The following is a 16510-nucleotide window of genomic DNA, read 5'->3' on the forward strand; positions in this document are numbered from 1 at the left end:
CTCCTTCTCGGCGCTCACGGGTCAGCGCAAGAGCCCATGCGGCCGCGCCGCGGCCGGGCAGCTGCCCGGCCGCCGTTATCTGGTCGCCCTATTCGATGCCGTGCTTGCGCAAGATCGCCTGGATGTCGTCGAAATCGTCGTCGACATCGTCGCCCTTGGACTTCTTCCTGCCCTTGGGGGACTGCTCAACGGCGGGCTTCTTCTTCCCGGACTCCTCGACCTTCTTGGTCTTCTCCGGTTTGGCGGAGGGGCCTTCGAGTTTCTGCCCGACCACGAACAAGACACCTGCCAGCGACAATAGCCCAACACCGATCCACGCCAGCGGGTTGAAGGCGATCTGGGTCACGAAGCGGACCAAACCGGTCGCGGAGGCGCCCACCAGCAAGAGGCCGAACGCTGCCATCTGCAATGCCGCGGCAGCGCCCTTGGTTCGGACCTCCCGGACGGAGACGGCAACCATGCCTGTGCCGAGGACGGCGACCAGAATCGAGATCAAAGTGCCCATACCTCCAGGCTACGCGTCATGGCCGCCGGATGTCTCAGGGAGATCCCCCAGTTTCCGTCGTCCGACCGCCGTGGACCCACCTGATCGGCACGCATATTCCTGTGGTGCCCGGGTACAAATGCGCACATGTTGCGGGGTCGCGAGTTGCCGGTCGTTCCCGACCTACACACCTTGAACGAGCTTGTCAGGTGCAGGCCCGGACTTTTCCTCCGGCAATCCGAAGGGCCTGAGGTGGATCTGTTGTCACCCACAAGCCGGGACTACGAGTCCGGCGTGGAGATGCCCGGCCTCTCGGTGACCACGATCGCACCGGAACCGTGGTGGCCGCGGCCGGCCATAGACTGGCTCGCCCGCAGGATTTGCAAGTACGCCGACCTGGGACTCACCGAACAACGACGTCCGTGGCTCCTGCAGGGACGAGTTGTCGGCAGAGGTCCTGACCACGAACCCCTCGTGACCGACGTGCAACCAGTGGCCTGGCTCGACGACACCGTCATCCGCGAAGCCAGGGATCGGTACCAGTCGTGCTTCGACGTCGGCAACGATTCGAAGAACGGCCACCGCCGGCGCCGGGTGGCAAGCTGACCACCAAGGGTCCTCCGCCGCCTCGCAACGCGGCCCGGCCTAACCAGGCGGCAGGGTGCGGACCCGCCGCGTCCGACGCGCCTGTTCAGCTAGCTGAGCATCCGGCGGATAGCCGACCTGTTCGAGAGTCAGCCCGTGCGGCGGAACCACAACAACCGCCGAGTCACGGGAACGACGCGACAACACCGTCGCCGGCCAATCGACGCGACGACGCCCGTCGCCCACCGAGAGCAGCGCACCAACCATGGCCCGGACCTGATTGTGACAGAACGCGTCCGCCTCGACGGTGCCGCACACAACCCCGTCAAGGTTTCGCTCCCAGTGCAGCGCGCGCAGCGCACGGATCGTCGTCGCGCCTTCTCTCGCCCGGCAGTACGCAGCGAAGTCGTGCTCACCGAGTAGACCGACGGCGGCCGCGTTCATCGCTTCCAGGTCGAGCGGGCGATCATGTCGCAGCACGTGTGATCGCACGAGCGGATCGACGCCATACGGACGGTCCGACACCCGGTAGACGTAACGACGCCATGTCGCCGAGAAGCGTGCATCGAATCCGGCCGGCGCGATGCTGGCGGCGGTGACTCGCACGTCGTCCGGCAACACACCCGCGAGGCGCCGCACCAGAGCTTGCTCAGGGCGCCGGGATGAGCGCCCAGGCACCGCCTGCCAGGCCGAGGACGCGATGTCGGCATGGCAGACCTGGCCCCGCGCATGCACCCCGGCATCGGTCCGGCCGGCGACGGTGAGCTGTGGCGATTCGCTGCGCAGGATCATCCCGAGTGCCTCTTCGAGGACGCCCTGCACGGTCCGCCGGCCTGGTTGTCTCGCCCATCCGGAGAAGTCGGTTCCGTCGTAGGCGACGTCCAAGCGCACACGCAGCAGCCCACCGTCCCGGGTGCGGGATTCGGTGGGCTGCATCATGCGTCGCTCAACGGTTCAGTGATCATGCGCGGCTTTCTGCTCTCCCCCTCGGTGATCGTGTACCGAATCAGGTCGCTATAGCGACCTCATATCGCTCACGATCACCGGGGGAATGGGCGCAAATCTGCTCACGATCACCGGTGTGGTCAGGACTTCGCTTCGTCGTCCGAGGCGTTGTCGTCCGACTCGGCGTCCACGGACTCGCTGGCGTCGTCGCTGCTGTCAGCGGCGGCCTCCGGCTCGTCCTGGGACCCCTCGGCTTCGTCGACAGCCGCTTCGGGGGCTGTCGGCTCGGCCTTCGAAGTGTCGGCCGCATCGGCGGTCACGTTGGCCTCGTCCGCTGCCTCAGCAGCCGGAGCCGCGGTGTCAGCCGCCGCACGCCGGGTGGCGCTGGTTGCTTCCTCGACGACCTGCTCTGCCAGCGGCTCAACGAGCTCGATGACAGCCATCGGTGCGTTGTCGCCCTTGCGGGGGCCGACCTTGACGATGCGGGTGTAGCCGCCGTTGCGGTTCTGGTAGCGCGGCCCGATCTCGGTGAACAGGACGTGCACGATCTCCTTGTCACGGATCGTGCTCGCTACCTGCCGCCGAGCGTGCAGGTCGCCTCGCTTGGCCTTGGTGATCAGCCGCTCCGCCACCGGGCGCAGCCGACGAGCCTTGGTCTCGGTGGTGGTGATGCGACCGTGCTCGAACAGCGCAGTGGCCAGGTTGGCGAGGATCGCACGCTGGTGCGACGGCGAACCGCCCAGGCGAGCACCCTTGGTGGGCGTGGGCATCGTGATCTTCTCTCCTGTGTTGTCAGTAGTCGGCCTCGGCGTCCAGAGGCGTCATGACGGTTAGTACTGCTCGTCCTCGGCAAAGGACTGGTCGTCGTCACCGTAGCTGTCCACAGCCGCGGTGGGGTCGAAGCCCGGGGCACTGTCCTTCAGCCCGAGGCCCATAGTGACCAGCTTGGCCTTGACCTCGTCGATCGACTTCTGCCCGAAGTTGCGGATGTCGAGCAGATCGGCCTCGCTACGCGAAACCAGCTCACCCACGGTGTGGATGCCCTCCCGCTTGAGGCAGTTGTACGACCGGACCGTGAGTTGAAGGTCCTCGATCGGCAACGCGAGATCGGCGGCAAGCTGCGCGTCGACCGGCGACGGGCCGATCTCGATACCCTCGGCCTCGACATTGAGCTCCCGCGCCAGGCCGAACAGCTCGACGAGGGTGCTACCGGCCGAAGCAAGGGCATCACGAGGCCGCAGCGCAGCCTTGGTCTCGACGTCGACGATCAGCTTGTCGAAGTCGGTGCGCCCCTCAACCCGCGTGGCCTCGACCTTGTAGGTCACCTTCAGCACCGGCGAGTAGATCGAGTCGACCGGAATCCGGCCGATCTCGGCGTCGTTGCGCTTGTTCTGAACCGCGGAGACGTAGCCACGGCCGCGCTCGACCGTCAGCTCCATCTCGAGCTTGCCCTTGCCGTTCAGGGTGGCGATGTGCAGTTCGGGGTTGTGCACCTCGACGCCGGCCGGCGGCGCGATGTCCGCCGCGGTGACGGCGCCCGGTCCCTGCTTGCGCAGGTACATGACCACCGGCTCGTCGTGCTCCGAGGACACGACCAGACCCTTGAGGTTCAGGATGACGTCGGTGACGTCCTCCTTGACCCCGGGGATGGTGGTGAACTCGTGCAGCACACCGTCAATCCGGATTGAGGTGATGGCCGCGCCGGGAATCGACGACAGCAACGTACGGCGCAACGAGTTGCCGAGCGTGTAGCCGAAGCCAGGCTCGAGTGGCTCGATGGTGAACCGAGAGCGGTAATCCGACAGCGACTCTTCGCTGAGATTTGGACGCTGGGTGATGAGCACGGGAACTTCCTTTCCGCGACGCCCGCTATATGACGGCCGCGATCAGGGACGGTGCTGGACGAGCGGCAGCCCGCCCAGCACCATGACGTTTTCTGGTGGTGCCTTACTTAGAGTAGAACTCGACGATCAGCTGTTCCTGCACCGGCGTGTCGATCTGCTGCCGGGTCGGAAGCTGGTGGACGAGGATCCGCATGGCGTTGGGAATGACTTCGAGCCACGCGGGGACCGGGCGCTCGCCGTGCGTCTCGCGAGCGATGATGAACGGCGTCATCTCCTTGGACTTGTCCCGAACGTCAATGACGTCGTGTGCGCTGACCTGGTACGACGGGACGTTGACCTTGCGGCCGTTGACCACGAAGTGGCCATGGACGACGAGCTGCCGGGCGTGCCGGCGGGTACGCGCAAGACCTGCTCGGTAGACGACGTTGTCAAGACGGGACTCAAGAATCTGCAGCAGCCGCTCGCCGGTGCGACCCTTGGTCTTGTTCGCCTCTTCATAGTAGCGCCGAAACTGCTTCTCCAGGACGCCGTACGTGTAACGCGCCTTCTGCTTCTCGTGCAGCTGGACGCGGTACTCGCTCTCCTTCTGTCGCGCCCGTCCGTGCTGGCCGGGCGGGTAGGGGCGGCGTTCGTAGGCTTTGTCCTCGCCGAGCAGGTCGACGCCGAGCCGACGCGACTTCTTGGTGATAGGACCGGTGTAACGAGCCATGGTGGTTCAGATCTCCTCGGGTCTCGTGCGGCTCAGACGCGCCGGCGCTTGGGCGGACGGCAACCGTTGTGCGCCTGCGGGGTCACGTCGGAGATCGACCCGACCTCCAGACCGACGGCCTGCAGCGATCGGATGGCGGTCTCACGGCCTGATCCCGGGCCCTTCACCAGGACGTCGACCTTGCGCATGCCGTGCTCCTGCGCCCGGCGAGCCGCTGCCTCAGCGGCCATCTGCGCGGCGAACGGCGTCGACTTGCGCGAGCCCTTGAATCCAACCTGCCCTGCGCTGGCCCACGAGATGACGTTGCCCTGCGGGTCAGTGATGGACACGATGGTGTTGTTGAACGTGCTCTTGATGTGCGCGACACCATGAGCGACGTTCTTTCGTTCCTTACGACGCACCTTCGTAGTGCGCCCCTTTGCTGGCGGCATTTAGTGATCTCCTGTCAAGAAAAGTCTGTTGTAGTCAGCGTTCATGCTTCGCACCCGACCGCTTCGAGTGGCAGGTATCGCCTGACGCCGTTCGGGGTTCGGACGGGCATCGGCGAGGAACGAGCCGCGGGCGGGAACGGCGTCAGGCGATGCCTGACACACCACGAAGCTCACTTACCGGCCTTCTTCTTGCCGGCCACCGTCTTCTTACGGCCCTTGCGAGTACGGGCATTGGTGTGCGTGCGCTGACCGCGGACTGGGAGACCACGGCGGTGCCGGATGCCCTGATAGCTGCCGATCTCGATCTTGCGGCGAATGTCACCCTGGACTTCGCGGCGAAGATCACCCTCGGTCTGGTAGTTGGCCTCGATCCAGTCACGAAGCTTCACGAGCTCGTCGTCACCGAGGTCTTTGACACGGAGGTCCGGGCTGATGCCGGTTGCCTTCAACGTCTCGAGCGAACGGGTACGGCCGATGCCGAAAATGTAAGTCAGAGCGACTTCCAGGCGCTTGTCGCGCGGGAGGTCGACACCAACGAGGCGTGCCATTGAGTCTCTTGTCTCCTAGATAAACGAAGGTCTGTGCGCGCCGCGTCTCGTATCGAGCCGATGCCGGCCCCGAGCCCCGGCCTTCGCTCCGGGGGTTGGCTATCACCTGACGAGGCTGCCCCCGGTGGTGATAGCTGCTGGCACGCTGTTCATTGAGTATTCAGTTGTGTCAGGCGACTGGCCCGGGTGAGCGTGGCTGCAGCCTTCTTCTCAACCCTGTCGTTGCTTGTGACGCGGGTTGCTGCAGATCACCATCACCCGACGGTGACGACGAATCACTCGGCAGTGGTCGCACATGGGCTTGACGCTCGGCTTGACCTTCATCAGATCTCTCTCATCAAACGCGTGCTGCGGGGTCGGACAGGGCCCGCGCCTCAACACATGTGGATGGTTACTTGTAGCGGTAGACGATGCGACCGCGGGTCAGGTCGTACGGACTCAGCTCCACCACAACCCGATCCTGCGGGAGAATCCGGATGTAGTACTGGCGCATCTTGCCGGATATGTGCGCGAGCACCTTGTGACCGTTGTCGAGCTCGACCCGGAACATGGCGTTCGGGAGAGCCTCGGCCACGGTGCCCTCGATCTCGATGACCCCGTCTTTTTTCGGCATAGCCTCCGCACTTCTTCGGTCTTGGTCGTCTGCCTTTGGCACACTGCTGCCACCGCCATGGATGTTTCCGGCGATGAAACCCGATAGTCCCTCATCCCCAACTACCCATTCACCAGGGGATCAGCCGCGAGGGCGCGACCAGGTAGGCCACAGTGGGCCAACGCCAGATTCTACGCCACCATGCACCGTTACGCCAAACCGTCGGCGCAGCGTACGGCTACCGGCCTATGCGCGTCTCTTCACGGGCGAACGGAGCGATCCGGCCACCGCCGACGGTAAGCGAGCTCGCCGGCGCCAAGCAACACGCCCCAAGGTCCGGCCACCCACAACGGCCAGAAGTACTGAGCCCCGACGTCCGTGGTCGCGAGCACCAGCAACCAGATCATCATGGACAACGCCACGGTGGCGCCGTACATCCACCAGCTCACCGTGAGCAGCGTCCTGGCCACCCGCTGCACCGTGATCCGGCTAGGCGGTTTCGGCTCCGAACGAGGACGACGCATGATCTGGCCGGCTATGTCCCCGCCGGGGCGCCGCGCCAGCGGGAGGTCCTCGATCACCTGGTCGAGGTCGTGGTAGGTCCTGGCTTCATACACGGCGTCCAGCCGTTCCAAGAGCTCCTCTTGGCCAAGGCGCCCGTCACCATGGGCATCACGGAGTATCTCCGACACCCGCTCCCGGTCGGAATCACTCGCTCGCATATCGGGCCGACTCGCCATGCCTCAAGTATCGGCCTTTCAAGACAGGCTCACCATAGGGGTAGCCCCCTATTCGCGCCTCGGGGTCCCCGACGTGCGCTCAGGTAAGCGCCGCACTGCGCACTCGGCCAACGATGTCAGGCCAGATCGATCGGGGCCGCGATGCCGAACTCGGCCAGCCGGCTGGCGCCGCCGTCTTCCGCGGTCAGCACAAACGGCCCATTCTCGGTCACAGCCACACTGTGCTCGAAATGAGCCGCCCACCCACCATCGGAACTCTTGACCGTCCAACCATCGGCCATGGTGTACGTATCGGCATCGCCGAGAATCATCATCGGCTCGATCGCCAGGCACAGGCCGGGTTCGAGCTTGGGGCCGCGTTGCCGGGTCCGGTAGTTCATGACATGCGGATCCTGATGCATCGCCGTCCCGATGCCATGCCCGCCGTACTCTTCGACGATTCCGTAGCGGCCACGAGACCGGATCAGACGCTCGATAGCCGACCCGATTTCACGCAGGCGATCCCCCGCTTGCATCGCGGCGATACCGGCCCAGAGCGCGTCCTCGCAGTCGATCAGCAGCCGTGAAACGTCGTCGGTCACCTCGCCGACCGGAATGGTCACCGCGGCGTCGCCGTGCCAGCCGTCCAGAACCGCTCCGAAATCGAGCGACACGATGTCACCCGGCTCGAAGGGTGTGTCGTTCGGGATGCCGTGCACCACGACGTCGTTGACGGAGACGCAGACCGTGGCGGGGAACCCGTGGTAGCCCAGGAAGTTCGACGTCGCGCCGCGCGCCGAAAGCTCCCTACGGGCGATCGCGTCCAACTCCAGCCCGGTGGCACCTGGCTGCACCGCCTCGCGCATCACGGCGTGAATTTCGGCGACCACACGCCCGGCCGCTCGCATGCCCGCGAGGTCAGCCTCGCTCTTGATCTCCAAGTCCGAACGCCGTGTCCGCATCAGTCCGGCTGTCCAGCTACCGGCCGTCCGCGGTGATCGCCTTCTCGACCCGGACGGCGACCTCCTCGATCGGACCCGTTCCGTCGACCCGGACCAGCACGCCACGTTCGGCGTACAGCGCCGTCAACGGCGCGGTTTGTTCGTTGTAAACCCGGAGCCGGTTGCGGATGACCTCTTCGGAATCGTCCGTGCGGCCTTCGTCGGCCGCACGCTTCAACAGCCTGGACACGATTTCGTCTTCGTGGACAACCAGTTCGATGGCATGTTCCAGCGAAGCATTCTGCTCGCTCAGCACCGAATCGAGAAAGTCCACCTGCGCGGTGGTTCGCGGATATCCGTCGAGTAGAAAACCGCCGGCGGCGTCCGGCTGCGAGAGCCGGTCCCGAACCATGTTGTTGGTGACCTCGTCCGGTACGTAGTCGCCGGCGTCCATGTATCGCTTCGCTTCGATACCGAGCGGCGTGCCTTCGGAGACGTTGGCTCGGAAGATATTGCCGGTGGAGATCGCCGGAACGCCGAAATACTCCGCCACCAGCTCGGCTTGGGTCCCCTTGCCGGACCCAGGAGGGCCCATGATCAGTAAACGCGTCACTTCAAGAAACCCTCGTAGTTGCGTTGCTGAAGTTGGCCCTCGATCTGCTGCACCGTCTGGAGGCCCACCCCGACCATAATCAAGATACTGGTGCCTCCGAAGGTATTGCTGAACGCCATACCCTGGCCCGGATTGATGACGTTGAACGCCATCAGTGGCAACAGTGCCACCAGCCCAAGATAGATCGAGCCTGCGGACGTGATGCGGTTCAGAATGTAGGTCAGGTATTCCTCGGTCGGCCGGCCTGCCCGGATGCCCGGAACGAAGCCGCCGTACTTCTTCATGTTGTCCGAGATGTCCTTCGGACTGAACGTGATGCTCACGTAGAAGAAGGCGAATCCGACGATCATGAAGAAGTAGAACGCCAGGTACAGCGGGTGGTCCCCACGTTGGAAGTGCCGCTCGACCCAGCCTGCCCACGCAGTATCGGCGTTGAACTGCGCGGCCAGCATCGGTACATAAAGCAGTGACGACGCGAAGATGACCGGGATGACGCCAGCCTGGTTGATCTTCAGCGGAATGTATGTGGACGAGCCACCGTACATCTTCCGCCCGACCATCCGCTTGGCGTACTGGACCGGTATTCGACGCTGCGCCAGCTCGACGAAGACAATCAGCGCGACCACAACCAGGGCGACCACGAGAACCAGAGAGAAGATGCCCCAGCCGCGAGTGACCTGGATGTTCCAGAACATGCTCGGCACACTGGCCACGATCTGGGTGAAGATCAGCAGCGACATCCCGTTGCCGATACCCCGGTCGGTGATGAGCTCTCCCAGCCACATGACCACCGCGGTACCGGCCGTCATGGTCAGGATCATGATCGCCAGCCACGCAACAGAGTTGTTGACGACGATGTCCTCACCACATTGCGGGAAGAACCGGCCACTCTCCACGAGCGTGACGATGGTGGTGGACTGCAGAACTGCCAAGCCGATCGTCAGGTATCGCGTGTACTGCGTGATCTGCGCCTGACCGGACTGCCCTTCCTTCTTCAGGGCCTCCAGCTTCGGAATGACAACAGTCAACAGCTGGAAGATGATCGCGGCTGTGATGTAGGGGATGATCCCGAGCGCGAAGATCGCCAGCTGGAGCAGAGCTCCACCAGTAAACAGGTCAAGCATCCCGTATAGCCCGAAGCCCTCTGACTCCCGAGCCTGTTCGGTACAGATCTTGACCGAATTCACGTCGACGTTCGGCGTGGGTATGGCCGAACCAAGCCGGAACAGCACAATGATGCCCAGCATGAACAGCAGCTTCTGGCGCAGGTCAGGCGTACGGAACGCCTGAGCGAACACTCTGAGCACTTTGGCTGCCTCCTGGATGCCGGCGACGCCGCCGGGTCTGGGTGATGAGAAACCGTCAGCGGGCTACCGCCACACGGTTTCCCACTCCCGGGACGATAACCTATCCGGCCGCCCAGGACCTACTCTGGTTCGCACGGCGATAGCCGCGCGGAGCAAGTTCACCGGGCGCCCGGACAGACGATTCCTACAGTTCAGTTGTACTGCCGCCAGCGGCAGCGATCTTTTCCTTGGCGGAGCCGGAGAACGCGTGCACTGTCACATCGAGCTTGACCGTGACTTCGCCGCTGCCGAGGATCTTCACCGGGTGACCGCTGCGTACGGCACCATTGGCGACAAGGTCGTCAACTGTGACCGTTCCACCCTCGGGGTACAGCGAGGCCAGCTTGTCCAGGTTGACGACCTGGTACTCGGTGCGGAAGGGATTCTTGAATCCCTTCAGCTTCGGCAACCGCATGTGCACCGGCATCTGACCGCCCTCGAAGCGAGCAGGTACCTGGTTGCGTGCCTTGGTTCCCTTGGTTCCGCGGCCGGCGGTCTTGCCCTTGGACGCCTCACCACGGCCGACCCGGGTCTTCGCCTTCTTGGCGCCCGGAGCCGGTCGCAGGTGGTGCGGCTTGAGCGGGGATGGATTACTCATCGCCTTGGTCAACCTCCTCGACGGTGACGAGGTGCGACACCGTCTTCACCATGCCGCGGATCTCGGGACGGTCGTCTTTGACGACCTCGTCGCCAATTCGCTTCAGACCTAAAGAACGCAACGAATCGCGCTGCACCGAGGTTCCGCCGATCTTGCTCTTGACCTGTCGGATGCGAAGGCTGCTCACGAGTTCGCCTCCGCTCTGGCCCGAAGCAGCGCTGCCGGTGCCACCTCTTCCAGCGGCAACCCGCGCCGTGCGGCCACCTGCTCCGGCCGCTCGAGCTGGCGCAACGCCGCAACCGTGGCGTGCACGATGTTGATCGCGTTGGACGAGCCCAGCGACTTACTCAGAATGTCGCTGATACCCGCCGCCTCCAGCACGGCGCGGACCGGACCACCCGCGATCACACCGGTACCGGGAGAGGCGGGACGTAGCAGTACTACGCCTGCGGCCTTCTCGCCCTGCACCGGGTGCGGGATCGTGCCCTGAATGCGCGGCACCTTGAAGAACTGCTTCTTGGCTTCTTCGACGCCCTTGGCGATAGCCGCCGGCACCTCTTTGGCCTTGCCGTAGCCCACTCCGACCGTGCCGTCGCCGTCTCCGACCACCACAAGCGCGGTGAAGCTGAAACGACGGCCACCGGACACGACCTTGGCGACTCGGTTGATGGCGACGACGCGCTCGATGTAAGCGGTCTTGTCCGCCCCGCCGTCACCGCGACGGTTGTCGCGGTCGCCACGGCCACGGCGCTCGCGGCGCTCGCCACCCGCACCGCCACCGCGGCGCTGTGGTTCAGCCATGATGTCCTCTTTCCTTCGAATTCGTCGTCGATCTCATTGGTCGCCCTCGGATCTAAAGTTCCAGGCCCGACTCACGGGCGCCGTCGGCCACCGCCGCGACCCGGCCGTGGTACCGGTTGCCTCCGCGGTCGAAAACCACCGACTCGACGCCGGCTGCCTTCGCCCGCTCGCCCACCAGCTCGCCCACGCGACGTGCCTTCGCACGCTTGTCACCCTCGAGTGCACGCAGGTCGGCTTCCATGCTCGAAGCCGAGGCGATGGTGTGGCCGGTGGTGTCGTCGACAACCTGGGCCACCATGTGCCTCAGCGACCGGCTGACAACCAGCCGCGGACGCTGGGCCGTTCCGTTGACCTTCTTACGAACCCGCAGGTGACGCCGCGCCCGCGCGGAAGCTTTGTCGCCCCGCCGTACGCGACCGTTGATCGCGATACCCATCGTTTACTTACCAGCCTTTCCGACCTTGCGCCGGACATGCTCGCCCGCGTAGCGGATTCCTTTGCCCTTGTACGGCTCCGGAGGCCGCAGACCGCGGATGCGGGCCGCGATGTGACCAACCCGCTGCTTGTCGATGCCCGACACCGAGAACTTGGTCGGCGACTCCACCGCAAACGTGATGCCCTCCGGGGCCTCTACGAGGATGGGGTGGCTGTAACCCACCGCGAACTCGAGATTCGAGCCCTTCGCGGTGACGCGGTACCCGACGCCGACGATCTCCAGCTTCTTTTCGTATCCGCTCGTGACGCCTGTGACCATGTTCGCCACCAGTGTGCGGGTCAGCCCGTGCAGCGCCTTGTTACGACCCTCGTCATCCGGACGCCGCACCTCGAGGGTGCCGTCTTCGGCACGCTCCAGATCGATCGTCTCGGGCAGCGTGTGCTCGAGCGTTCCCTTCGGTCCCTTGACCGTGACACCACGACCTTCGATGGACACATCGACACCCGCGGGGACGGGAATGGGAAGTTTGCCAATACGCGACATGTTCCTTCTACACTCCTTCCCGCTACCAGACGTAAGCGAGGACTTCCCCGCCTACTCCCTGTTTGGTGGCTGCTCGATCCGTGAGCAAGCCGTGTGATGTCGAGATGATCGCGACGCCGAGACCACCGAGAACCTTGGGCATGTTGTTCGCCTTGGCGTACACCCGCAGACCCGGCTTACTAACCCGGCGCAGGCCGGCGATGGAACGCTCCCGCGTGGGTCCGTACTTCAGGGTCAACACGAGCGACTGGCCGGCGACACCCTCGGGGGTGTCTTCAACCTTGAAGCTGCTGATGAAGCCCTCTTGCTTGAGGATCTCGGCGATGTGCGCCTTGAGCTTGCTGTGCGGCATCGCCACGGTGTCGTGGTATGCCGAATTGGCGTTGCGCAGACGGGTCAGCATGTCTGCGATGGGATCAGTCATGGTCATGGTCGTATGTGCCACTTTCCCGCCGGGGTTTCCGATGCTCGGACCTACGGCGATGGGGGTATGTCACCAGCTTGGCCAATCAGCTCAGCCAATGACCGGGTTGACGATTACCAGCTTGACTTCGTCACGCCGGGCAATTCACCGCGGTGCGCCATCTCGCGCAGGCACACCCGGCACAGACCGAACTTGCGGTACACCGAGTGCGGACGGCCACACTTCTGACACCGTGTGTATGCCCGAACCGCGAACTTAGGCTTCCGCTTGGCCTTGTTGATCAACGCTTTCTTGGCCACGTCTAGTTCTCCCTGGTCATGGTCGCGTGGTCACTGCTCCTTGAAGGGAAAACCGAGATGCCGAAGCAACGCGCGCCCTTCGTCGTCGTTCGTAGCAGTGGTGACGACCGTGATGTCCATACCTCGCACCCGGTCGATCTTGTCCTGATCGATCTCGTGGAACATCGACTGCTCGTTGAGGCCGAACGTGTAGTTGCCTCGCCCGTCGAACTGCTTCGGCGAGAGCCCCCGGAAGTCACGGATACGCGGCAAGGCGATAGTCACGAGGCGGTCGAGGAACTCCCACATGCGGTCACCACGGAGCGTGGTGTGCGCGCCGATCGGCATGCCTTCGCGCAGCTTGAACTGCGCGATCGACTTGCGAGCCTTGGTCACCGCGGGCTTCTGGCCGGTGATGTTGGCCAGGTCACGGATGGCTCCATCGATCAGCTTGGCGTCCCGAGCCGCTTCACCCACGCCCATGTTCACCACGACCTTCGAGACCGTGGGGACCTGCATGATGTTGGCGGTGCCGAACTCGTCCCGCAACGCGGACACGATCTCGTCGCGGTAGCGCTGCTTGAGGCGAGGGATTGTGGTTGTCGCTGTGTCGTTCATCAGCCTTCCCTGCCCATCAAATCGTCTCGCCGGTTCGCTTCGCATACCGGACTTTCTTGCCGTCGTCGTCGAACCGGTAGCCGACCCGGGTGCCGACGGTCTTCGTCGTGCCTTCGACGTCGGTTTCCACGGCGAGCTGCACGTTCGACACGTGAATCGGCGCTTCCTGGTGGACTATTCCGCCACCTTCGCTGCCGCGTGCCGTACGGCTCGGCTTCGTGTGCTTCGTGATCCGGTTCACGCCTTCGACGAGCACTTTCTGCTCGGCCGGGTACGCGGTGATCACCTTGCCGACAACACCCTTGTCGCGCCCGGCGATCACAATGACTTTGTCGCCCTTCTTGACACGCATGATCTAAAGCACCTCCGGAGCGAGCGAGATGATGCGCATGAAGCGCTTATCCCGGAGCTCGCGGCCGACCGGGCCGAAGATACGCGTTCCGCGTGGGTCTCCGCCTTCACGGATGACCACGGCCGCGTTCTCGTCGAACCGGATGTAGGAGCCATCCGGCCGACGCCGCTCTTTGACCGTGCGTACGATCACGGCTTTGACGACGTCACCCTTTTTCACATTGCCACCGGGGATGGCGTCCTTGACGGTGGCCACGACGACGTCGCCGATACCGGCGTAACGCCGGCCCGAGCCGCCGAGAACACGGATGCACAAGAGCTCCTTGGCACCCGTATTGTCAGCGACACGTAGTCGCGACTCCTGCTGAATCATCTCTCTGGCTCCTGTTTGTCGCGCCGGTTCTCAGTCCGTGAGCGGCTGCCCGCGGGCGAGCCTGGCGGAACGGTCGTTACTTCGCCTTCTCGAGGATCTCGACGACACGCCACCGCTTGGTCGCCGACAACGGCCGGGTCTCCATCAGCAGTACCCGGTCGCCGGTGACGGAGTTGTGCTCGTCGTGGGCCTTCAACTTGCGGGTCCGCCGTACGACCTTGCCGTACAACGGGTGCTTGAATCGGTCCTCGACGGCCACTACGACCGTCTTTTGCATCTTGTCGCTGACGACGCGGCCCTCGCGAATCTTACGGAACCCGCGGGCCTGCTCGTTCTTCTCAGAGCTTGTGTCATTCACTGCGGTGTCCTCGTTCGTCGGACTCATGCGGCATCACCCTTCGCCGCCTTCTCGGGGGCGGCTTCCGGCTCAACCACCGGGATGATGCCGAGCTCGCGCTCACGCATGATCGTGTAGAGCCGCGCGATATCACGTCGGACCGCCTTCAACCGGCCGTGGCTTTCCAGCTGCCCGGTGGCAGCCTGGAAACGCAGGTTGAAAAGCGACTCTTTGGCCTTGCCGAGCTCTTCGGTCAGCTCCTCGTCGGTCTTGTCGCGCAGCGACGCCGCGTCGAGGTTCTTCGAACCGATGGCCATCACAGATCACCTGCTTCGCGTGTCACGATCTTGGCCTTCATCGGCAGCTTGTGAATCGCCCGCGTCAGCGCTTCTCGAGCCACGGTCTCGTTCGGATACGAGAGCTCGAACATGACCCGGCCCGGCTTGACGTTGGCGACCCACCACTCCGGCGACCCTTTACCGGAACCCATGCGGGTCTCGGCCGGCTTCTTGGTCAGCGGACGGTCCGGGTAGATGTTGATCCACACCTTGCCGCCACGACGAATGTGCCGGGTGATCGCGATACGAGCCGCCTCGATCTGACGGTTAGTGACGTAGTGTCCCTCAACCGCCTGGATTCCGTACTCGCCGAACGCAAGCGACGTGCCGCCCTTGGCGACACCGCGCCGCTTCGGGCTGTGCTGCTTACGGTGCTTGATCTTGCGTGGAATCAGCATGACCTCACACCCCCTGCTCGTTCTTCGTCTCGGTCGTGGCCACTGCCTCGGACGCCGCCGTTGGCTCGGTGGTGGGCTCGGCCTCGGTCGCAGCAGCCGGTGCCTGCTGTTCGGCGCCGCGCTCACCGCGGTCGCCTCGAGCCGGCCGACGGCGCTCCGGACGACGCCGCTCGCGCTGCTGGGCGCGGGCCTGAGCAGCCTGCTCCGCCGCGCGCTCGGAACGCGATCCCGTGACGTCACCCTTGTAGATCCACACCTTCACGCCGATACGCCCGAAAGTGGTGCGAGCCTCGTAGAACCCGTAGTCGACATCGGCGCGCAGCGTGTGCAGCGGCACCCGGCCTTCACGGTAGAACTCCGACCGGCTCATCTCGGCACCGCCCAGACGGCCCGAGCATTGGATCCGGACGCCCTTGGCGCCAGCGCGCATCGTCGTCTGAATCGCCTTACGCATCGCGCGCCGGAAGGCGACACGAGCGGACAACTGCTCGGCAACACCCTGAGCCACCAGCTGAGCATCGATCTCAGGCTGCTTGACCTCGAGCACGTTCATCTGGACCTGCTTGCCCGTGAGCTTCTCCAGCTCGGAGCGCAGCCGGTCGGCCTCGACACCACGACGGCCGATCACGATGCCCGGACGTGCGGTGTGGATGTCGACCCGGACGCGGTCGCGCGTACGCTCGATCTCCACGCTGGAGATGCCCGCGCGCTCCATGCCCGTGGTCATGAGCTTGCGGATCGCCACGTCCTCGGCCACATAGTCGCGATAGCGCTGGCCCTCGTTGGTGCTGTCGGCAAACCACCGGCTCTTGTGGTCGGTGGAGATGCCCAGCCGAAACCCGTGCGGGTTGATTTTCTGACCCACTAGCGGGTCCCTCCCTTCGTGCCAGCGGCGGCCGGCTGCTTTTCCTCGAGCACAATCGTGATGTGACACGTGCGCTTCTTGATCCGGAAAGCACGTCCCTTGCCGCCCGGCCGGAACCGCTTCATGGTCGGTCCCTCGTCGACATACGCCGCCCCGACCACCAGCGTGTCACGCTGAGTTCCGGTGAGGTCGTTCGCGTTCGCCACGGCGCTCTCCAACACCTTGCGGACCGGCTCAGCCGCCGCAATGGGTGTATGACGCAACAGCGCCGACGCCTCGTCGACGTCAAGGCCACGGATGACGTCCACCACGCGGCGCGCCTTCATGGGCGTGACGCGGACGAACCGCGCTTGTGCCCTGGCTGCTTCCATCGTTGACTCCTAGATTCCCGTG

29 protein-coding genes are annotated in these 16510 nt (G+C 64.4%); 1 reads left to right on the top strand and 28 read right to left on the bottom strand.

Annotation, left to right across the window (positions count from 1 at the left end; all coding sequences use genetic code 11):
• Positions 1-88: 88 nt before the first annotated feature.
• Positions 89-505 (bottom strand): hypothetical protein, encoded by a 417-nt coding sequence (locus tag F7O44_RS10890; RefSeq protein WP_162450266.1) that lies wholly within the window; start codon positions 503-505, stop codon positions 89-91.
• Positions 506-631: 126 nt separating this feature from the next.
• On the opposite strand from F7O44_RS10890, the gene F7O44_RS10895 reads away from it, so the two are divergent.
• Positions 632-1090 (top strand): DUF6098 family protein, encoded by a 459-nt coding sequence (locus tag F7O44_RS10895; RefSeq protein WP_162450267.1) that lies wholly within the window; start codon positions 632-634, stop codon positions 1088-1090.
• A 39-nt stretch (positions 1091-1129) separates the two neighbouring features.
• On the opposite strand, the gene truA is transcribed toward F7O44_RS10895, so the two are convergent.
• From truA to rplV, 27 genes are all read right to left on the bottom strand, one after another.
• On the bottom strand, positions 1130-2008 hold the full coding sequence (truA, locus tag F7O44_RS10900; RefSeq protein WP_162450268.1) for a tRNA pseudouridine(38-40) synthase TruA: 879 nt from the start codon (positions 2006-2008) through the stop codon (positions 1130-1132).
• 146 nt (positions 2009-2154) lie between these two features.
• On the bottom strand, positions 2155-2784 hold the full coding sequence (rplQ, locus tag F7O44_RS31750) for a 50S ribosomal protein L17 (protein WP_162450269.1): 630 nt from the start codon (positions 2782-2784) through the stop codon (positions 2155-2157).
• Positions 2785-2844: 60 nt separating this feature from the next.
• A complete protein-coding gene (locus F7O44_RS10910; protein WP_162450270.1) occupies positions 2845-3858 on the bottom strand; it encodes a DNA-directed RNA polymerase subunit alpha in 1014 nt (337 codons plus the stop codon).
• A gap of 103 nt (positions 3859-3961) precedes the next feature.
• Positions 3962-4567: a 30S ribosomal protein S4 gene (gene rpsD, locus F7O44_RS10915; protein ID WP_162450271.1), complete on the bottom strand. Its 606-nt coding sequence runs from the start codon at positions 4565-4567 to the stop codon at positions 3962-3964.
• A gap of 32 nt (positions 4568-4599) precedes the next feature.
• Positions 4600-4998, bottom strand: coding sequence for a 30S ribosomal protein S11 (gene rpsK / locus F7O44_RS10920; RefSeq protein WP_162450272.1), 399 nt, complete (start codon positions 4996-4998; stop codon positions 4600-4602).
• 170 nt (positions 4999-5168) lie between these two features.
• Entirely contained in the window at positions 5169-5546 is a 378-nt protein-coding gene (gene rpsM / locus F7O44_RS10925) for a 30S ribosomal protein S13 (protein WP_162450273.1), read from the bottom strand.
• 210 nt (positions 5547-5756) lie between these two features.
• A complete protein-coding gene (rpmJ, locus tag F7O44_RS10930) occupies positions 5757-5870 on the bottom strand; it encodes a 50S ribosomal protein L36 (RefSeq protein WP_129665307.1) in 114 nt (37 codons plus the stop codon).
• A 67-nt stretch (positions 5871-5937) separates the two neighbouring features.
• Positions 5938-6159 carry a translation initiation factor IF-1 gene (gene infA / locus F7O44_RS10935; RefSeq protein WP_162450274.1) on the bottom strand — a complete coding sequence of 74 codons (222 nt, stop codon included), beginning with the start codon at positions 6157-6159 and terminating at the stop codon, positions 5938-5940.
• A 239-nt stretch (positions 6160-6398) separates the two neighbouring features.
• Positions 6399-6878 carry a DUF1707 SHOCT-like domain-containing protein gene (locus tag F7O44_RS10940; protein ID WP_162450275.1) on the bottom strand — a complete coding sequence of 160 codons (480 nt, stop codon included), beginning with the start codon at positions 6876-6878 and terminating at the stop codon, positions 6399-6401.
• 116 nt (positions 6879-6994) lie between these two features.
• Entirely contained in the window at positions 6995-7819 is an 825-nt protein-coding gene (gene map / locus F7O44_RS10945; RefSeq protein WP_162450276.1) for a type I methionyl aminopeptidase, read from the bottom strand.
• A 16-nt stretch (positions 7820-7835) separates the two neighbouring features.
• The gene (locus F7O44_RS10950) at positions 7836-8411 is read right to left on the bottom strand and encodes an adenylate kinase (RefSeq protein ID WP_162450277.1); all 576 of its coding nucleotides are present in this window, start codon (positions 8409-8411) and stop codon (positions 7836-7838) included.
• Positions 8408-9718: a preprotein translocase subunit SecY gene (gene secY, locus F7O44_RS10955; RefSeq protein ID WP_162450278.1), complete on the bottom strand. Its 1311-nt coding sequence runs from the start codon at positions 9716-9718 to the stop codon at positions 8408-8410. Before secY ends, F7O44_RS10950 begins: the two co-directional genes overlap by 4 nt.
• Before the next feature lie 184 nt (positions 9719-9902).
• A complete protein-coding gene (gene rplO / locus F7O44_RS10960) occupies positions 9903-10355 on the bottom strand; it encodes a 50S ribosomal protein L15 (protein ID WP_162450279.1) in 453 nt (150 codons plus the stop codon).
• Positions 10348-10542 carry a 50S ribosomal protein L30 gene (rpmD, locus tag F7O44_RS10965; protein WP_162450280.1) on the bottom strand — a complete coding sequence of 65 codons (195 nt, stop codon included), beginning with the start codon at positions 10540-10542 and terminating at the stop codon, positions 10348-10350. Before rpmD ends, rplO begins: the two co-directional genes overlap by 8 nt.
• Positions 10539-11156, bottom strand: coding sequence for a 30S ribosomal protein S5 (rpsE, locus tag F7O44_RS10970; RefSeq protein ID WP_162450281.1), 618 nt, complete (start codon positions 11154-11156; stop codon positions 10539-10541). The genes rpmD and rpsE overlap by 4 nt, the downstream gene beginning before the upstream one ends.
• A 52-nt stretch (positions 11157-11208) precedes the next feature.
• Positions 11209-11592, bottom strand: coding sequence for a 50S ribosomal protein L18 (gene rplR / locus F7O44_RS10975; protein ID WP_162450282.1), 384 nt, complete (start codon positions 11590-11592; stop codon positions 11209-11211).
• A gap of 3 nt (positions 11593-11595) precedes the next feature.
• Positions 11596-12135: a 50S ribosomal protein L6 gene (gene rplF, locus F7O44_RS10980; protein ID WP_162450283.1), complete on the bottom strand. Its 540-nt coding sequence runs from the start codon at positions 12133-12135 to the stop codon at positions 11596-11598.
• 22 nt (positions 12136-12157) lie between these two features.
• Entirely contained in the window at positions 12158-12565 is a 408-nt protein-coding gene (gene rpsH / locus F7O44_RS10985; protein ID WP_162450284.1) for a 30S ribosomal protein S8, read from the bottom strand.
• A gap of 107 nt (positions 12566-12672) precedes the next feature.
• Positions 12673-12858 carry a type Z 30S ribosomal protein S14 gene (locus F7O44_RS10990; protein WP_162450285.1) on the bottom strand — a complete coding sequence of 62 codons (186 nt, stop codon included), beginning with the start codon at positions 12856-12858 and terminating at the stop codon, positions 12673-12675.
• Between the two features lie 30 nt (positions 12859-12888).
• A complete protein-coding gene (gene rplE, locus F7O44_RS10995; RefSeq protein WP_162450286.1) occupies positions 12889-13455 on the bottom strand; it encodes a 50S ribosomal protein L5 in 567 nt (188 codons plus the stop codon).
• A gap of 16 nt (positions 13456-13471) precedes the next feature.
• A complete protein-coding gene (gene rplX / locus F7O44_RS11000; RefSeq protein WP_162450287.1) occupies positions 13472-13807 on the bottom strand; it encodes a 50S ribosomal protein L24 in 336 nt (111 codons plus the stop codon).
• Between the two features lie 3 nt (positions 13808-13810).
• Complete coding sequence (rplN, locus tag F7O44_RS11005; RefSeq protein WP_162450288.1) at positions 13811-14179, bottom strand: 50S ribosomal protein L14; 369 nt, start codon at positions 14177-14179, stop codon at positions 13811-13813.
• A gap of 76 nt (positions 14180-14255) precedes the next feature.
• The gene (gene rpsQ, locus F7O44_RS11010; RefSeq protein ID WP_162450289.1) at positions 14256-14564 is read right to left on the bottom strand and encodes a 30S ribosomal protein S17; all 309 of its coding nucleotides are present in this window, start codon (positions 14562-14564) and stop codon (positions 14256-14258) included.
• Entirely contained in the window at positions 14561-14833 is a 273-nt protein-coding gene (gene rpmC / locus F7O44_RS11015) for a 50S ribosomal protein L29 (protein ID WP_162450290.1), read from the bottom strand. Before rpmC ends, rpsQ begins: the two co-directional genes overlap by 4 nt.
• On the bottom strand, positions 14833-15252 hold the full coding sequence (gene rplP, locus F7O44_RS11020) for a 50S ribosomal protein L16 (protein WP_162450291.1): 420 nt from the start codon (positions 15250-15252) through the stop codon (positions 14833-14835). The genes rpmC and rplP overlap by 1 nt, the downstream gene beginning before the upstream one ends.
• A gap of 4 nt (positions 15253-15256) precedes the next feature.
• Complete coding sequence (gene rpsC / locus F7O44_RS11025) at positions 15257-16117, bottom strand: 30S ribosomal protein S3 (RefSeq protein ID WP_162450292.1); 861 nt, start codon at positions 16115-16117, stop codon at positions 15257-15259.
• Complete coding sequence (rplV, locus tag F7O44_RS11030) at positions 16117-16488, bottom strand: 50S ribosomal protein L22 (protein ID WP_162450293.1); 372 nt, start codon at positions 16486-16488, stop codon at positions 16117-16119. The genes rpsC and rplV overlap by 1 nt, the downstream gene beginning before the upstream one ends.
• Between the last annotated feature and the right edge of the window lie 22 nt (positions 16489-16510).

Source organism: Phytoactinopolyspora mesophila, from assembly GCF_010122465.1.
Classification (GTDB): domain Bacteria; phylum Actinomycetota; class Actinomycetes; order Jiangellales; family Jiangellaceae; genus Phytoactinopolyspora; species Phytoactinopolyspora mesophila.

Bases quoted from the DNA above. Each gene is read 5' to 3' on its own strand.
- F7O44_RS10890 (WP_162450266.1), bottom strand. From the start codon at position 505: ATGGGCACTTTGATCTCGATTCTGGTCGCCGTCCTCGGCACAGGCATG.
- F7O44_RS10895 (WP_162450267.1), top strand. From the start codon at position 632: ATGTTGCGGGGTCGCGAGTTGCCGGTCGTTCCCGACCTACACACCTTG.
- truA (WP_162450268.1), bottom strand. From the start codon at position 2,008: ATGATGCAGCCCACCGAATCCCGCACCCGGGACGGTGGGCTGCTGCGT.
- rplQ (WP_162450269.1), bottom strand. From the start codon at position 2,784: ATGCCCACGCCCACCAAGGGTGCTCGCCTGGGCGGTTCGCCGTCGCAC.
- rpsD (WP_162450271.1), bottom strand. From the start codon at position 4,567: ATGGCTCGTTACACCGGTCCTATCACCAAGAAGTCGCGTCGGCTCGGC.
- rpsK (WP_162450272.1), bottom strand. From the start codon at position 4,998: ATGCCGCCAGCAAAGGGGCGCACTACGAAGGTGCGTCGTAAGGAACGA.
- rpsM (WP_162450273.1), bottom strand. From the start codon at position 5,546: ATGGCACGCCTCGTTGGTGTCGACCTCCCGCGCGACAAGCGCCTGGAA.
- rpmJ (WP_129665307.1), bottom strand. From the start codon at position 5,870: ATGAAGGTCAAGCCGAGCGTCAAGCCCATGTGCGACCACTGCCGAGTG.
- infA (WP_162450274.1), bottom strand. From the start codon at position 6,159: ATGCCGAAAAAAGACGGGGTCATCGAGATCGAGGGCACCGTGGCCGAG.
- F7O44_RS10940 (WP_162450275.1), bottom strand. From the start codon at position 6,878: ATGGCGAGTCGGCCCGATATGCGAGCGAGTGATTCCGACCGGGAGCGG.
- map (WP_162450276.1), bottom strand. From the start codon at position 7,819: ATGCGGACACGGCGTTCGGACTTGGAGATCAAGAGCGAGGCTGACCTC.
- rplO (WP_162450279.1), bottom strand. From the start codon at position 10,355: ATGAGTAATCCATCCCCGCTCAAGCCGCACCACCTGCGACCGGCTCCG.
- rpsE (WP_162450281.1), bottom strand. From the start codon at position 11,156: ATGGCTGAACCACAGCGCCGCGGTGGCGGTGCGGGTGGCGAGCGCCGC.
- rplR (WP_162450282.1), bottom strand. From the start codon at position 11,592: ATGGGTATCGCGATCAACGGTCGCGTACGGCGGGGCGACAAAGCTTCC.
- rplF (WP_162450283.1), bottom strand. From the start codon at position 12,135: ATGTCGCGTATTGGCAAACTTCCCATTCCCGTCCCCGCGGGTGTCGAT.
- rpsH (WP_162450284.1), bottom strand. From the start codon at position 12,565: ATGACCATGACTGATCCCATCGCAGACATGCTGACCCGTCTGCGCAAC.
- rplE (WP_162450286.1), bottom strand. From the start codon at position 13,455: ATGAACGACACAGCGACAACCACAATCCCTCGCCTCAAGCAGCGCTAC.
- rplX (WP_162450287.1), bottom strand. From the start codon at position 13,807: ATGCGTGTCAAGAAGGGCGACAAAGTCATTGTGATCGCCGGGCGCGAC.
- rplN (WP_162450288.1), bottom strand. From the start codon at position 14,179: ATGATTCAGCAGGAGTCGCGACTACGTGTCGCTGACAATACGGGTGCC.
- rpsQ (WP_162450289.1), bottom strand. From the start codon at position 14,564: ATGAGTCCGACGAACGAGGACACCGCAGTGAATGACACAAGCTCTGAG.
- rpmC (WP_162450290.1), bottom strand. From the start codon at position 14,833: ATGGCCATCGGTTCGAAGAACCTCGACGCGGCGTCGCTGCGCGACAAG.
- rplP (WP_162450291.1), bottom strand. From the start codon at position 15,252: ATGCTGATTCCACGCAAGATCAAGCACCGTAAGCAGCACAGCCCGAAG.
- rplV (WP_162450293.1), bottom strand. From the start codon at position 16,488: ATGGAAGCAGCCAGGGCACAAGCGCGGTTCGTCCGCGTCACGCCCATG.